10 protein-coding genes are annotated in these 16040 nt (G+C 67.4%); 7 read left to right on the plus strand and 3 right to left on the minus strand.

Annotated elements, in window-relative coordinates; genetic code table 11:
• The first annotated feature begins 10 nt into the window (after positions 1 to 10).
• A complete protein-coding gene (locus JIM95_RS03225; protein ID WP_200260840.1) occupies positions 11 to 1777 on the plus strand; it encodes a hypothetical protein in 1767 nt (588 codons plus the stop codon).
• A gap of 700 nt (positions 1778 to 2477) precedes the next feature.
• On the opposite strand, the gene JIM95_RS03230 is transcribed toward JIM95_RS03225, so the two are convergent.
• On the minus strand, positions 2478 to 4313 hold the full coding sequence (locus JIM95_RS03230) for a BCCT family transporter (protein ID WP_200260837.1): 1836 nt from the start codon (positions 4311 to 4313) through the stop codon (positions 2478 to 2480).
• Positions 4314 to 4475: 162 nt separating this feature from the next.
• Positions 4476 to 5405, minus strand: a complete 930-nt coding sequence (locus JIM95_RS03235) for an AEC family transporter (RefSeq protein WP_200260834.1) — start codon at positions 5403 to 5405, stop codon at positions 4476 to 4478.
• 96 nt (positions 5406 to 5501) lie between these two features.
• On the opposite strand from JIM95_RS03235, the gene JIM95_RS03240 reads away from it, so the two are divergent.
• From JIM95_RS03240 to JIM95_RS03255, 4 genes are all read left to right on the plus strand, one after another.
• A complete protein-coding gene (locus JIM95_RS03240; RefSeq protein WP_200260831.1) occupies positions 5502 to 7058 on the plus strand; it encodes an ABC transporter substrate-binding protein in 1557 nt (518 codons plus the stop codon).
• Positions 7058 to 7999: an ABC transporter permease gene (locus tag JIM95_RS03245; RefSeq protein WP_200260828.1), complete on the plus strand. Its 942-nt coding sequence runs from the start codon at positions 7058 to 7060 to the stop codon at positions 7997 to 7999. The genes JIM95_RS03240 and JIM95_RS03245 overlap by 1 nt, the downstream gene beginning before the upstream one ends.
• Before the next feature lie 83 nt (positions 8000 to 8082).
• Positions 8083 to 8844: an ABC transporter permease gene (locus JIM95_RS03250; RefSeq protein WP_200261084.1), complete on the plus strand. Its 762-nt coding sequence runs from the start codon at positions 8083 to 8085 to the stop codon at positions 8842 to 8844.
• The gene (locus JIM95_RS03255) at positions 8841 to 10460 is read left to right on the plus strand and encodes a dipeptide ABC transporter ATP-binding protein (RefSeq protein ID WP_200260825.1); all 1620 of its coding nucleotides are present in this window, start codon (positions 8841 to 8843) and stop codon (positions 10458 to 10460) included. Before JIM95_RS03250 ends, JIM95_RS03255 begins: the two co-directional genes overlap by 4 nt.
• Positions 10461 to 10702: 242 nt before the next feature.
• Here the strand turns inward: JIM95_RS03255 and JIM95_RS03260 are convergent, their stop codons facing one another.
• Positions 10703 to 14041, minus strand: coding sequence for an exonuclease domain-containing protein (locus JIM95_RS03260; protein WP_200260823.1), 3339 nt, complete (start codon positions 14039 to 14041; stop codon positions 10703 to 10705).
• A 117-nt stretch (positions 14042 to 14158) separates the two neighbouring features.
• Between JIM95_RS03260 and JIM95_RS03265 the strand changes: the two genes are divergently transcribed.
• Entirely contained in the window at positions 14159 to 14869 is a 711-nt protein-coding gene (locus JIM95_RS03265) for a 6-carboxyhexanoate--CoA ligase (protein ID WP_234034761.1), read from the plus strand.
• Positions 14870 to 16024 (plus strand): aminotransferase class I/II-fold pyridoxal phosphate-dependent enzyme, encoded by a 1155-nt coding sequence (locus JIM95_RS03270; protein ID WP_248702936.1) that lies wholly within the window; start codon positions 14870 to 14872, stop codon positions 16022 to 16024.
• Positions 16025 to 16040: the final 16 nt, after the last annotated feature.

Consider the following 16040-nt stretch of genomic DNA (forward strand, 5'->3'; position numbering starts at 1 on the left):
GGAGAAAAGAATGTCAATTCGCTTCGACGTCCCAGAGCTAGATAGCATTGTCGTTTCTTTGCAAGAAAATCAACAGAAGATTCAAAGGACCAGTAATCAGATTACATTTGGTCCACGTATCAGTGAGTATTCTTCGGCACCCGGCCTGGAGGACCTTGGCCGGCAACATGCTCAGGTATTGGCTGGTGGTGCTGGCTCTGCAGAAGACGTGCTCACCGTGTGCCGCGCGCAGGCTGAATGGCTGGCAGAAGCGTTGCACTCAACGGTGCAGACGTTGGAGACCATGGACGGAGTTACCCGCATCCAACTGGTCACCGGAGCACCCGGTCCCGAAGTCACATCCGATGCGATTCCGTTTCCTGATCGACCGGGTGCGGACTACCGTCCCTTCACCTTCACTCCCCCACACGTCGACGGCGGTGTCGACTCTCTGGCGGCACTGGCCGCGATGTTCTCAACGACCAACACCGCAGCGGCGGAGCGGGCCGAACAGACGTGGAGCCGAGCTGCGACCCAGACCGGAGAGATCGCCGACGAGCTGGAGTCGATCGCCGGACAGATCAGGAACCTGACCGAAGGGGAGTCCTTCGAACAGGCCGCTCAGACCATCTCGACCGTCGCTGCGAGTACACGGGTGTTCTCCGGCAACGCCCGAATCATGGAACGCAGTGTCGCCCAACTCAACCCCATCAACTCCTGGGCGCAGTCGGAGATCGCGGCGGCCCAGGCGGAAATCGAATCGATCGAGGACCCCGAGGAGCGCGAGATCGCGGAGAAAGCCTGGGTGTCGTCGTTCCTCTCCGGTAGTCTCCCCGCAGAGGTTTCCAGCGCGGTCCCGCCGATCAGCCACCTGATGGAATCCGCGGTCAATGGACACGGCGGGCACGCCGGCGACGGTGGCAGTCAGACCGTTTTCAGTGACACCGCTCCGGCGATCACCGGTGGCACAGGAACGGCTGCTGTCGGCGGCACCGCAGGCACGATCGCTTCCGCACAGGCCGGTGGCACCGATCTGGCGAGCCCGGATTCGCTGGGCACCTCAGCCGCCGGAGTTGGAGGTGGCGGCCCCCTGGCGCCAACCTCCGGGCCAGTCGCCGTGACTGGTCGTGGCGGTGGTGGCGTGCCGGTGACAGGCGCGACCGCACCCGGCGGCATCTCAGGCCACGGTTCCGGTGCTGGTGGTGGGGTGTTCGTGACCGGTCCAGCCGCACTCGGTGCCGCCGCCGGTACTGGTACCGGTACCGGCGCCGGTGGCGACGGGACGGGCTCCGGAGTCGGCTCCGGCAGAGGTGGCCTTGTGCCCGGCACAGTCAGTGGCGTCAGCGGAGGCGTTCGGAGTACCTCGGGTGCACCGTCAGGTGGTTCGGGTAGGAACGTTGCAGGCATAGGCACAGGCGGCGCCGGCCACCGGTCGGCGGCCGTGTCGGGTGCGCGGCCTGGCGCAGGGTTGAGCCGTGCCGGCGGGAGTGGAGTTTCCGGTGGTGGGATGACGCCGCACTCCGGTGTGTCTACCCCGCCGGCGAGTGCTGGTGCTGTGGGTCAATCGGCATCCGGTGGCACGCAGGGCACGAGCATGGGCCGGGGTGGGATGGCCGGTGGTGTCCCGATGACCGGGACCGCTGGTGGCAAGCAGGACCGGAAGAAGTCGGCATCGGTGTTGTCACAGGTGGAACGGTCGGAGAATCTGGAGAAGATTCTCGGCCCCGCACCTTTGACGGTACCGCCGGTGATCGGCGACTGGGCACGGAAAACCCCGCCGGATACACCACAACGGTGAGTCCCTTCCCCAATTGAAGCGGGGCAGGGGGCAGGAGATCAAGGAAGGTCGATGACAGCCGCGGGTGTACCGCTTCTCCACCTTGCCCATCCCCGACATCGATTCGTCGTCACTTATGGCGACGTCATCGTTCGGGATCTCCTCGATCGGAATGACGGGATACATTCAGCGTCATGTCCAAAGACTCAGCGATTATCCGTAGTCGCCGGGCCGCACCGGGGTGTCCGTGACATCCCGGTGTCGTGGCTGCCGCCGCGAATCGTCACCTATCCCCCTGACGAGAGGATGAACCGAAGCGCGACGGCGGTGGCCTGCCACAGGGCGGTGATCCCCGAACCCGGATCCATGATGGGCATGGCTCCGTGACTAAGCGCGACAGAATATAGCCCGAACGGTGACGACCGTCGGACTCTGATCCGACGCCGACCGGGGTCTTTCTCCACCCGGGAGCCGCGATCCCGTTGTCCGGTGCTCTACCGGAGGTTCGGTGAAAACCCTGGACCATAAGAGAACTTGACTGACAGACGGATACTCCATGCTGCCCGTGCGTCTGACTTCAATCAGCTCCAGAAGCGTCCCTCGGCGGCAGATTCAGTCGAAAGCCCGCCCCAATGCTCGATCCGCTCCACAGAAGGAAAACACCGCCCCCACTGTGTGCGTCGGGGCGGTGTTCTGAGGTTGTGGGGCATCCGTCTCCGGGTCAGGAGTCCTTGGCGGGCTCAGACTCGTCGGATTCCTTTCCCTCTCCCCCCTTGACGTCGAGCTCTCCGTCGACGACGACGTTTCCGGAGATGACGATGTTGCCGTCATCGTCGAACTCGTAGGCGAGCGGCGGCAGCGGGTTCCCGTCCGCGTCGTATCCGGGCGCGGGACGGTTCTCCTGCTCGGCGAGCTTCTCCGGGGAGTCGGTCTGGTCCCACTGCCTCGTGCGCAACTTCGGTTTCGCGGCGGCGTCGTCGATCATGCCCTTCATCAGGGAGTACATCATCACGAACTGCATGATGAAGAACGGGAGGGCGACGATGATGACGACCTGCTGCAGGGTCTCGATACCGGTGTCGGGGCTCATGATGAGCAGTGCACCGGCCACAGCACCGATTGCGCACGCCCACATGACCCGGTAGTAGACGGGTGAGGAATCCTCTTCACCGGTGGCGAACATGTCGGTGACCATCGCGGACGAATCGATCGAGGTGATGAAGAAGATCACGACGATCGCCAGTGCGAAGATGCTGACGATGCCGGTCGCCGGGTAGTACTCGAGGAAGGTGAACAGTGCCGCCGCGGTGTTACCCTCCTCGACCACTGGCCCGACGAGGACACCCGGATCGATCGCCTCGATCTCGAAACCGGCGCGACCGAAGATCGCGAACCAGATCACCGAGAAGATCGCCGGCAGGCAGATCACACCGGCGATGAACTCACGGACGGTACGGCCCTTGGAGATACGGGCGACGAACATGCCGACGAACGGCGACCAGCAGATCGTCCACGCCCAGTAGAACACGGTCCAGGAGCCCTGCCAGCCGGGGTTGTTGGCGAACGCGTCGGTGTAGAACATCATGCCGGGGGCGTTGTCGACGTAGATGCCGAAGCCCTGGACGGTGGAGCGGAGCAGAGTGAGCGTCGGACCGGTGATGAGAACGAAGACCATCAGGACGACGGCCATCGCGATGTTCGCGTTGGACAGCACCTTGATGCCCCGTTCCAGTCCACTGGCCACGGAGATCGAGGCGACCAGCGTGATGAAAACGATGATACCCAACTCGACGGGCCCCATGATCGGGACATCCCACAGCATGTTCATGCCGGCGTTGATCTGGAGGGTTCCCAGCCCGACGGAGACCGCGATACCGAAGACGGTGCCGACGATGGCCATGACGTCGATGAGTTTCCCGGGCCACGAATAGATCCGGGCGCCGAGGACGGGGGCGAACACGGAACTCAGGCGCGGGGGAAGCTTCCGCTTGTAGATGAAGTAGCCGAGCGCCAGCCCCGGGAGCGCCATGATGACCCACATGTGCGCACCGAAGTGGTAGAAGGTGAACGCCATCGCCTCGACGGCGGCTTCCTGGGAACCGGGTTCGACATCGGCCATCGGCGGGTTGGTCATGTGGTGCAGCGGCTCGGCCACACCCCAGAACATGAGCACCGCGCCGACGCCGCCCGCGAACAGCATCGCGAACCAGGCGAGCACCGAGTGCTCGGGCTCATCGTCGTCATCGCCCAGACGCATCCGGCCGAAGTGGGAGACGAACACCCCGAGCAGGAACACCACACAGATGGACACGCCGCCGATGTAGAGCCAGCCGAGGTCCGTGAGCAGCCACGTGGCCACCCCCTCGAGGGTCCGGCGGGCACTCTCCCCGAAGATGACGGCGGCCGCGACGAACGCGACGATGATTCCTCCGGAGAGGAAGAAGATGAAAGGATCCGTCTTCAGCCACCCGAAGAAACCGTCGTTTCCGGTTTTATCTTCGGTGGTCTGTTCGGGTGGGGTGGTCTGTGCTGGTCCGGATTGTCCGGGCGACTTCATGGATCACGCCTTCGTCGGTGGCTGATAAGGAACGGGAACAAGATTAGAAATATCATTAGCTGTTTGCCGAATCCCCAGGACCGGCACCCCCAGACGTGGCTGGTGTTCATCACTGCAGCGCACAGCGTTATGCGAACCCCGAACATACATCCATCACTTGTGCTACCACTGGCCGAGCAAGGCGGACACGGTGAGGATCACCGGCACCGACACGACGGTGGAGACCACCGCGGCGTCCCGTGCCAGTGCGGTGGTGACGCCGTATCTGTCCGCGTAGACGAACACGTTCTGCGCCGTGGGCAGCGCCGCCAGAACGATCACGGTGAGCAGCATCGTCCCATCAAGACCGACCGCGACGCCGAGAAGACAGGCGACGACCGGATGCACGACGTTCTTGCCCACCACCGCCACTCCCAGCGTCCGACGGGACACGGCGGTCGAATCCAGCATGCGTACCGTTGCGAGCGAGATACCGAAGGCGACGAGGGCCACCGGAACCGCGGCACCGGCGAGCAGCGACACGACCCCCTCGAGGGGCCCTGCGGGCCGCCACCCGACGGCATTCGACACTCCCCCGGCGAGAGCCGCCACGACCACGGGGTTCGCCAGTGCCGTGCGGGCAAGACCCCTGGGCGACAGGCCCCGGCCTCCGGTCAACGACTCGAGGAGCGTCAGCGCGAGTGGGCCGTAGAACCCGGTCTGGAAGAGCAGCAGCGGAACGACGGCTCCGGCGTCCCCGAGGACGTGGACCGCCAGTGGGAGGCCCAGATTCGCGGCGTTGCAGTAGGAGGACGACAATCCGGCGATGACCGCCCCCGGTGCAGACGTCCCGGGGATCAGGCGGGCGACGCAGGATGTCCCGACTCCGACGATGAGCGCGGAGGCGACGATCACGGCGGATGACGGCGCGATGATCGTGGCCCAGTCGGCGACCGCCACGCGACTGAATACCAGGGCGGGCAGAGCGACGAAGAACACGAACCGGTTGAGAACCCGCAGCGCGTCGTCCCCCAGCACCCCGGTCCGCCCGATGAGGGCACCGACGGCGATGACACCGAACACCACGCTGAATCCGGCGGCCACGTCAGTCACCAAACCATTGTCGCACCGGGAGACGTCCTGACAAATACCTGTCCACCGGCACGGGTGATGCCGGCCATGCGGAGTAGTGGCGCTACCCTGTTCGTCATGGATGCGACCCATCTCAACGACCGGATTCGCCACGGGGCAGCGACGACCCTGGCGGCGGCCGGGGCATCACTCGCGCTCGCTGCCTGTTCCGCCGGTTCAACCGCCACCCAGACCGCCGCGATCGCGGACAGCGGCGCCGTCGTCGTCGCGGTCTCCGGGACACCGGCGACCCTCGACTTCACCACCACCGGTGGAGCGGCCATCCCCCAGGCGATGATGTCGAACATCTACGAGACACTCGTGCGCATCGACGATGACGGCCACATCGTCCCGTGGCTCGCCACGGACTGGGACGTCTCCGAGGACCGCACCGTCTACACGTTCCACCTGCGCGACGGGGTCACCTTCGCCAACGGGTCACCCTTCACCGCCGAGACCGCGAAGTTCTCCATCGACCGGGTGCTCTCCGACGCGTGGACCAACGGGCTGAAGAAGCTGATGTCCCCGGTCGCGGACACCCGCGTCGTCGACACGCACACCCTCGAGGTGACGCTCAACGCGCCGTCGAACCAGTGGCTGTTCGCCATGGGCACCTTCGTCGGGGCGATGATGACCCCCGACGGCGTCGATGCACTGGCAACCGACCCCGTCGGCACGGGTCCGTACACCGTCACCGACTTCGCGCTCGGCCAGTCGATCACCTTCGCGGCCCGAGACGACTACTGGGGGGAGGCACCGAGGAACGACGCCGCGGCGATCCGCTACTTCGCCGACGCGGTGGGTGCGACGAATGCGCTCCGCTCGGGTGATGTCGACGCCGTCTACTCCATGCAGTCCCCGGAACTCCTCGACACGATCACCGCGCACGGTCACTACAACGTCGAGGTCGGCACCACCAACGGCGAGGTGCTGCTGTCGATGAACAACCGGCGCGCCCCGTTCGACGACATCCGCGTCCGCCGCGCCGTCATGTACGCCATCGACCGCCAGGCCGTCATCGACACCGCGTGGGACGGCTTCGGCACCGACACCGGCGGGGCCCCTGTGCCGCCGACCGACCCCTGGTACGAGAAGTCCGACAGATATCCCCACGACCCGGAGAAGGCGCGGCAGCTCCTCGCCGAGGCCGGGATCGACGGAACGAACAACCGCGTCGTCATCTCCGTCCCGTCACGGCCCTACGCCACCGCGGTGTCCGAGATCATCGTCTCCCAGCTCCGCGACATCGGGTTCGACGCCCGGATCGAGGCCACCGAATTCCCGGCCGTGTGGCTGCAGAAGGTGTTCAGGCAGCACGACTACGACATGTCGATCATCCTGCACATCGAGGCCCGCGACGTTCCGGCGCTGTTCGGCGACCCCGACTACTACCTCGGGTTCGATTCCCCGGCGGTGCGCGAGGACATCGCCCGGGCCGATGCCGGCAGCCCGGAGGAGTACGTGTCGGGAATGCGCGCCGCGGTGGACACCATCATGGATCAGGCCGCCGCGGACACCCTGTTCAACTACCCGAACATCGTCATCACCGCGCCCGGTGTGACAGGTGTCAACGCCGACGCCGTCGACGACGCCCTGGAGCTCGCGACGATCAGCGTGGAAGAGGAGCGCGACTGATGCTCATCACCCTGGGCAGACACATCCTGCGCTACCTGGCGACGATCTTCGTCGCCTCCGTCGCGGTCTTCGCGCTGATGCGCGTCATTCCCGGTGACCCGGCCGCCGTCGCCCTCGGTGTGAGCGCCACCCCGGAGCTCATCACCGCGAAGCGGGAGGCGCTCGGCCTGGACCAGCCGCTGGTCGCCCAATATCTCTCCTGGATCGGAGGGATGCTGCGCGGCGATTTCGGGCTCTCCCTGACCAGCGGGCAGGACATCTCCCCGCTGGTGGTCGACCGGCTGCAGGTCAGCCTCATCCTCGTCGGGTCCGCCATGGCGCTGGCGCTCGCCGCCGCGATCCCGGTCGGTACCTGGGTGGCGATGCGGCACCGGCGGGCCGACGGCATCGCGATCACCGCACTGAGCCAGGTCGGCATCGCGATCCCCAGCTTCCTCGCCGGAATCCTGCTGGTCAGCGTGTTCGCGGTGCGCCTCGGGTGGGCACCGGCGAACGGCTGGGTGCCGCCGGACCAGGGCGTGGGTGCTTTCCTCCAGCGGCTCGTCATGCCCGTCTGCGCGCTCGCCGCGGTGCAGGGGGCGATCATGACGCGCTACGTCCGCTCCGCGGTCCTGGAGATCCTCTCCGAGGACTTCATCCGCACCGCCCGTGCCAAGGGACTGTCCACCTGGCAGGCGCTCCTGCGCCACGGGCTGCGCAACGCCGCCCTCCCCGTCATCACCGTCACCGGCGTGCAGCTGGCGTCACTCGTGATCGGCGCGGTCGTCATCGAGCAGGTCTTCGTTCTCCCGGGACTCGGCTCCATGCTCCTCGACGCGGTGAGCACCCGCGACCTGACGACGGTGCAGACCATCGTCATGGTGCTGGTCCTGGTCACGCTCGCGGTGAACATGGTGGTGGACCTCATCGCACTCGCCCTCGACCCACGGACAGGACGGTGACCGACGTGAATCGACTCACCCGCACCCTGCGCAGGCTCCCGACCGCCGGGACCATAGGCCTCGTCATCGTCACGCTCGTCGTGATGGCCGGACTCATCTCCCTGATCTGGACACCCTACGACCCGATCCACGCGATTCCGGCCGACCGCCTCGAGGGCCCCTCGCTGCGACACCTGATGGGCACCGACCGCTACGGGCGGGACGTGTTCTCCCGGATCATGGCCGGCTCCCGCATCACGCTGCTCGTCGGGCTCGTCGCCGTCGGCATCGGCGTCCTCGTGGGCACGCCGCTCGGGATCCTGGCGGGCATGCGCCGCGGCTGGGCGGAGACGCTCGTGCTCCGCGGGGCGGATCTCCTCCTCGCCTTCCCGGCGCTGCTGCTCGCCATCGTCGCCGGCGCGATCTACGGCGCCTCGACGGTCTCGGCGATGATCGCCATCGGCATCGCCACCGTCCCCGGCTTCGCCCGCGTCACCCGCGCCGGAACGCTGCAGGTGATGTCCCGCGACTTCATCGCCGCGGCCCGAACGGCCGGACGCTCCGGCCCCGCGATCGCCTGGCGGCACGTCCTGCCCAACATCACCGGAATGCTCATCGTCCAGGCCTCGGTGTCCTTCGCCCTGGCGATCCTCGCCGAGGCCGCACTGTCCTTCCTGGGTCTCGGCACCCCGCCGCCCGACCCGTCCTGGGGCCGGATGCTCCAGTCCGCGCAGGCCTCACTGGGGTCCGCCCCGATGCTCGCGTTCTGGCCCGGTCTCGCCATCGCCGGTACCGTCCTCGGGTTCAATCTGCTCGGCGACGGTCTCCGCGACGTGTTCGACCCGAAGACGAGGAAACGCCCATGACCCTGCTCACCGTCACCGATCTCGGCGTCGACACGCGACGCGGGGAGACCCTCATCGGACAGGTCTCCTTCATGATCGACTCCGGCGAACGCGTCGGGCTCATCGGCGAATCGGGCTCCGGGAAATCACTCACCGCGCTCTCGTTGATGGGGCTGCTGCCCGACAAACTCTCCGCCCACGGTGAGATGGCGCTCGACGGGGAACCCGGGAACCTCATCGACTACCCGGACCGCCGGATGCGCGCACTCCGCGGCAGACGGGTGTCCATCGTGTTCCAGGAACCCATGACCGCCCTGAACCCACTGATGACCGTCGGCGCGCAGGTCGCCGAGGTGATGACCCACCACGGCACCGTCGACTCCGACGACGCCGCCCGCGACAGGACGCTCGAGCTGCTCGCCGACGTCCGCATCACCGACCCCGAACGCATCTACGGCGCCTACCCGCACCAGCTCTCCGGCGGGCAACGCCAACGCATCCTCATCGCGATGGCCCTCGCGAACGATCCGGACCTGCTGATCTGCGACGAACCGACCACCGCCCTCGACGTCACCGTCCAACGGCAGATCGTCGAGCTGATCCTCGAACTCGTCGAGCGACGCGGCACCGGCCTGCTGTTCATCACCCACGACCTGGCACTGGTGTCCGGGGTGTGCGAGCGGATCCTGGTCATGCGCGACGGCAACCTCGTCGAGAGCGGCACCACGGAGCAGATCCTCACCGACCCGAAACACGACTACACGAGGGGACTGCTCGCGGCCAGTGACCTCGACGCCCGCGACCCGGACGGTCACCTCTACACCGTCGAAACGGCCGCCACCGGTGACTACCGGCCCGGCCACGTCCACAAGGTGCCCGGCGTGCCCTCCATCGGTGAAGTCGTTCTGTCGGCGACCGGGGTGTCCCGGACGTACCTCGGCAAACGACGCGGATTCCTCGGCCCCCGGCACCGTACGGAGGCGCTCAGGGATGTGACCCTGGCACTTCGGCGGGGACAACGCCTCGGGATCGTCGGCGGTTCCGGCTCCGGGAAGTCCACCCTCCTCCGGATTCTCGCGGGCCTGGACTCCCCCACCACCGGGACCGTCAACCATGCCGAACGCGCACAGGTGGTGTTCCAGGACCCCATGGGTTCACTCGATCCGCGCATGCGCATCGGCGCGATCGTCGAGGAACCGCTCCTCGGCCTCAGGGTCTCCGGCGAGCAGCGGCGGAACAGGGTCGCCGAGGTACTCGGCGAGGTCGGCATCGGCGAAGACGCCGTCGACCGGTTCCCGCACGAGTTCTCCGGCGGACAACGCCAACGCATCTCCATCGCCCGCGCCCTGTCCGTGAAACCGGATGTCCTGTTCGCCGATGAGGCGGTCAGCGCCCTGGACGTCTCCGTCCGCGCCCAGGTACTCAACCTGCTGGGCAACCTCGTCGCCGACTACGGACTGGCCCTGTTCTTCGTCTCCCACGACCTCTCCGTCGTCCGCCAGATGTGCTCCGACGTCCTGGTTCTCAACCACGGGGACGTCGTCGAGGCGGGGTCGGTCGAGAAGATCTGGAGTGCCCCGGAGGCCGACTACACGCGGGAACTGCTAGCGGCTGTGCCGAGGCTGTTCGGGCGGTGAGGTACCGGGTGTTGCAGCAGATGCTGTTCAACTGCCTGGTGATGCTTTCCGGAGATGCGAGTACCGGACCTGGCCAATGCTGTGCCGTTGTTCTTTGACCACGGCGGCACCTTGAGAATTAAGTGAAGCGTCGCTCACGATGCGTGGGCCATTCCCCCAGTTGAGGCCCACGAAGTGACGCCTTTTCTCATTCTCCGGGATACGCCGTGCCCACCGCCTCCCCTAACCCGGCACCAGTTCTGTCACTCGCGTGCGATGAGGTCCCTGATCGCGTCCGCGATGTCCTCCTCCCGCCTGTGGTTGAACATCGCCACGGTGCGACGTAGCGGGGCATCCGGGGAAAGCCCGAGCGCTGTGTTGATGATCGCCAGCGCCTCCCCTCCGGAAACCTCGCCGAGGTCTCCGGGGACCCGTTCGTCGAGACCAAGTTTGTTGAGCAGCCCGGCCCATCCGTCCAGGTCCTCCCGGACCGCGGTGGCGCGGCGGATGTCGAAGCCGCCGTCGTCGGCGAATACGAGCCAGATCCGCTGCCCTTCCATGAGGTCCAGGTCAAGGAGAAAATCCCGGATGCTGGTTATCGTCGCGCCCGTACGGTTCCACGCGATGAACTGGTCCCGGCCCAGGCGTGTCGGCATCGCGACCTTGCCGAGGAAGGGCACGTCCTTCATCGCCGCAACACCTCGGGGGACGCCACTGCCCGAACCTCGGACATGATCACCGGTGACTGTCACGAGCAGCTCCCGGTCCGTTCCCCGGTGGTAGAGGCCTCTGACGTCGTCGGGATCGGCGGTGTTCTCGACCGGGCCGTCGTTCCGCGTCACCACTCCATCGACGGTGATGAACTCACCGTTAGTGCAGTATGTCCGTACCGAGGTCTCCGCGAGACCCAGGGCTTGGGCACCCTCGATGAGTTCCGTCAGCGGTGCGCTACCGTCTGCGTCGACGCGTGCGGCTATCCAGTGGGCGAGGCTCTGGAATTCCTCCATTCCCCATTCCGTGAGCGCCCAGGTGTCCCTGCCGACCCGCACGATCCGGGGGTCGGCGGATAGTGCGTTGGACATGGAGCGGATGTTCCCGGTACCGAAGGCCTCGAAGACCGTGTCGGCGGTGAGCGGTTGCCCGGCGATGGCGAGCAGTGCGACGGCACGGTCGCCGTAGTTGCTGCAGCGGGTGCAGAGTTTCCCCCGGACCGGTATGCCGATGTTCAGATTGGCGTCTGCGGCGAATGCCGTGAGTGTTGCCTCGTCGACGCCCGTCTCCCGGGCGATCGCGGCGACGGTGCTCACCCCGTATTCGTCGGCGGTGTCCACCACCGCCTGCCGGATCGCTTCAACGAGTCCCTGCCGCACGATCCACCCCGACGATAGTTCCCAGGTGGTGGCGAAGGCTGCGATGGTCTGGATCGCCGGGCCTCCCGTCACGGGGCAGGGCTGCGCGAGGGTGGGTACCTCGTTCTCCACCTCGGCGAGTGGAGTCGCGGGGAGGAAGCGGTGGGCGAGCGCGGTGACTGCGGTGAGCATGTCGGCGGGTGGTTGCTCGATGAGCGAAGTGACCCGGTGCTGGATCTGTCGGACACGCTCGCGGGTAACCCCGAAGCTCTCGCCGAGCGCATCGAGGGTCTCTCCACCGACCACGCGACGCGCGAACACCTGGGGCAGGCGTTCGTCAACCGCCAGCGCTTCTTCGACAGCGCCGAGCGCGGCCCGGACCGCGGTCACTTCCGGTGCTGCGAGTTCCGGGTGTCCGGACAGCTCCTCTGCAGCGGCACGGATGTGATCCGGGGCGGTGTCGGGGAGCTCCGGGAGCATCCCCGCCAGTGCCGCCCAGCGGACGACCAGCTGCAGTTCCGTCGACGCCGGTTCGCGCGCGGTGTCCCCGTCGAGGTAGACGGGGTCCTCGGCGTCGTAGAGGCTGCTCTCGTCGGGTTCCGGTGCGGGGTCGGGGCAGGTCTTCCCCTCCTCCGCGTCGTCGATGACCGCGAGCACGAGGGAGTAGACGAGCCGGTGGAGGGAGCGTGCCCCGACTCCGCGCACATACGACAGGTTAGCCAGGGATTCCCCCAGCGGTTCGGCGTACCGGGCGAGATGCCGGGCGAGGTTCGCGGGTTTGACGGCCACCTGCCCGGGTACGGTCCGGGGACTCAGCATCGGGGACAGCTGGTGGAGCGGCAGCGTTCCGCCCCAGTCCATCCAGGCGACGGTGATCTGGTCGGGTTCCACGGCCCGCTGTTCTCCCTCACCGCCGAGAACCTGGTCCAGCCAGGGGAAGATCCGTCGGGTGAGGTCGCGAGGATCTTCGACGTCAGCGGCGGGTGCCTCCGGAGCACCGTCATCGGACTCTTTCTCCGTCTCCGGTTCCCGTTCGCCCGGCCGTCCCTCGTTCATCTCCCGGAGCAGCCGGGCGAAGGTGGCCTCCTCCACGATCGGGACATCGAGTTCCCGGGCCCGCCTGGCCTTCCGGCTCGCTGTGTCCGGATCCGCGGCGACGAGCAGGACACTGCGACGGCAGACGCCGCCGACATCGAGCCCGGCGGCACGAGCGCGCTGCTCCCAGTCCTCCCGGGGCAGCGCCAGTTCCCCGGTGAAGGTGACCCGGTCCCCGGGGCTCAACCGCAGGCGCTCGAAGCCCTCCCCCTCGACCGGTCTCGCCAACAGGGCCTCGACGAGTGCGCCGTCCACGCCCAGTTGACGGGCCGCCGTGGTGACGGCCTCGCGTTCCGCGTCGGTGACCACGCCGTCCGCCCACGCCTCCACAGCGAGCTGCCGGACGAAGCGACCGTGGATCTCGCCCGCCTCCTCCCTGTCGATGCCGAGTTCCCCGGCGCGGCAGATCAGCTGCCGGATCTCGGAGGTGCACAGTTTCCCGTCCGCCATGGCCGCGCGCAGGAGCCTGAGGTAGTCGTCGACGTCCCGGTCGCCGGTGTCGGGCAGCCCGGCTGCGAGGGCGTCGAGCCACTGCCCGTCGACGGCACTCAGGCTGCGGTGTCCGCGTTCCACGGGCGGCAGGGAGGGCACGCCGGCGAGCGTCCTGTGGTTCTCCGGTGTGAGGGACAACGGGGTCCTGCTGCGGACCACGTCGGTCCTCCGGAGGAGATCCCCGAGGAGTTCCGCGGTGGCCACGGCGTCGGCGAGTGCCGCGTGGGGATTGCAGTTGACGGCACCGATGGTCGAGAGACACTCGGAGAGTTTCTGCGGCGCACCGGGCAGCACGGACTTCGCGGTGCGCATCGTGCACACGGACCAGTCCCTCGGGTCGTCGAGATCAACGCCGCAGGTAGCGAATTCCCGGACCAGGAACTTCGTGTCGAAGGCGGCGTTGTGGGCGACGATGACACGGCCGTCGATGAGTGCCGCGAACTCCGCGGCGACCTCGGCGAAACAGGGTGCATCCGCGACGTCGGCGGGCCGTATCCCGTGGATGGCGGTGTTGTCGAAATGCCGGTTCGGCTGGACGAGGGTCTGCCAGGTGCGCTGCAGGCGCCCGTGGGCGTCGGTGAGCGCGAGTCCGATCTCCAGCACCCGGTCCGAGGGGAGGAAACCGGTGGTCTCGAAATCGATGACGGCGAAGCTGGGACGGATCATGGTTCAGCACCTAACGCAGTGGACGGTTCTGGCAATGGGGCCAGCCTATCCGCGGTCACGGACACCGGAACGGGACGATCCGCACAGACGTACGCATGAACACCGTACAATAACGCCATGACCACGTATTCCGTGAAGATGCGCGCGAGTTCCGACGGGCAGCACATCTCCGGCGCCGAACGCCTCGTCCGGTCGGAGTCGGTGCCCACCTGTGTCGATTCACTCACCCACCGGGCGTTGACGCATCCGAAGGGGACACCCGACGAGATCACCGTGACCGTACGGGCGGTCGATGGGGATGAGGTGGAGCATCTCCCGGTTCTGGAGACCCGCGAGTTCCCGGCCGAGTCACCGGCCCGGGCCCGCGACTTCGTGGTCGCCGAGCTGCGACGCCTGGGCGTCGACCGACCGGAATCCGTGTGGGAGCTGCTGACGACGGTCACCGGGTTACGCGGGGCGATGCTCGTCGACGCCGGCACGGGCGTGCGTCTTGAGCCCGACCCCGCACGCGGGGTACGGGTGAGCAACCTCGATCACGCGTCCGCGGACACCGGTGCCGCGGAGAAGCTGCACTACCGGGAGGCGATCGCCCTGGCGACCAAGGTCACGGCGCATCCGCACATCATCGCCGAGGTCTGCATCTCGGACGACCCGGACTACACCACCGGCTATCTCGCCTGCCGGGGCACGTATACGCGGATCACCGCGATGAAGGAGCCGGGCTCACCGGTGGGCACCAGGGTGTTCCTGTACGACGGTCCGACGTCAGAGGTCGCGGAGTGCATCGACTGGCTGGAGAACCGGGTCGTGCTGGTGGAGGGCTTCTAGGTGAGCTCGCTCGACGATCTCGCCGCGGACCGGAACGCCGCCTGGACCGGTGCGGGGCTGTCCCGGACCCTCCGGGAGTTCACGGGGCCGCAGGAACCTCTCGCGCGCATCGACGACCGGGACCTGATCCTGTTCGCCTCGTCCAACTACCTGGGGCTGGCCACACACCCCGGGGTGACCGCGGCCGCCCGTGCCGCGCTCGGGACCTACGGTGCGGGATCCGGTGGTTCGCGACTCACCACGGGCACCACTGACCTGCACTCGGGACTCGAGCGTCGCCTGGCGGACTTCTTCGGCGGCGGCGGGCACGACGACGCGGTGTTCCTCGCCACGGGCTACCAGGCGAACCTGGCGGTGCTGCAGACGATCGCGGGGCCTGACGTGACGGTGTACTCCGATTCTCTGAATCACGCGAGCATCATCGACGGGTGCCGGTTGGCCCGGGCGATGGTGCGGGTTTTCCCGCACGGAGACCTCGTCGCCCTGGACCGCCTGCTCGGTGAGTGCGCGACCCCGTATTCCCTCGTGGTCAGCGACGGGGTGTTCTCGATGGATGGGGATCTGGCGGATCTGCCGGGTCTCGTCGCGGTCGCGGAACGGCACGGAGCCTGGACGATGATCGACGACGCCCACGGCGTGGGCACCCTGGGGGCGACGGGACGCGGCAGTGTCGAGCACCACGGGGCGCGCCCGGATCTCCTCGTCGGTACCGCGAGCAAGGCCCTGGGGGGCGAGGGCGGTTTCGTGGTGTGCTCGTCGACGGTGGGCACGCTGCTGCGCAATCAGGCCCGCGGCTTCGTCTACTCCACGGCCCCCTCCGCGGCCACCGTCGCCGGGGTTCGCGCGGCGGTCGATGTGCTGGACGGGACATCTGACCTCGTGGCCCGGCTCCACGCCAACGTCCGTGAATGCGCCGGACGGCTGGATGTTCGAAGGCAGGTGAGCCCGATCATCCCGGTTCCGGTCGGTGACGAGGGTCGGGCCGTGGAGATGTCCCGGGAGCTGATGGAGCGCGGCTTCTTCGTTCCCCCGATCCGGTGGCCGACCGTCGCCCGCGGTGCGGCGATCCTCAGGGTCACCGTCTCCGCGGAGCACACCCCGGAGCAGATCCGGGCGTTCGCCGACGCGCTGCGGGAACTGACCGCCCGGCACTGATCGCATCCGCCGGTCG

This window comes from Corynebacterium antarcticum (assembly GCF_016595285.2).
Lineage (GTDB): Bacteria > Actinomycetota > Actinomycetes > Mycobacteriales > Mycobacteriaceae > Corynebacterium > Corynebacterium antarcticum.

Coding starts and splice junctions, on each gene's coding strand:
- JIM95_RS03225 (WP_200260840.1), top strand. CDS start 11: ATGTCAATTCGCTTCGACGTCCCAGAGCTAGATAGCATTGTCGTTTCT.
- JIM95_RS03230 (WP_200260837.1), bottom strand. CDS start 4,313: ATGAAGTCGCCCGGACAATCCGGACCAGCACAGACCACCCCACCCGAA.
- JIM95_RS03240 (WP_200260831.1), top strand. CDS start 5,502: ATGGATGCGACCCATCTCAACGACCGGATTCGCCACGGGGCAGCGACG.
- JIM95_RS03245 (WP_200260828.1), top strand. CDS start 7,058: ATGCTCATCACCCTGGGCAGACACATCCTGCGCTACCTGGCGACGATC.
- JIM95_RS03250 (WP_200261084.1), top strand. CDS start 8,083: ATGGCCGGACTCATCTCCCTGATCTGGACACCCTACGACCCGATCCAC.
- JIM95_RS03255 (WP_200260825.1), top strand. CDS start 8,841: ATGACCCTGCTCACCGTCACCGATCTCGGCGTCGACACGCGACGCGGG.
- JIM95_RS03260 (WP_200260823.1), bottom strand. CDS start 14,041: ATGATCCGTCCCAGCTTCGCCGTCATCGATTTCGAGACCACCGGTTTC.
- JIM95_RS03265 (WP_234034761.1), top strand. CDS start 14,159: ATGACCACGTATTCCGTGAAGATGCGCGCGAGTTCCGACGGGCAGCAC.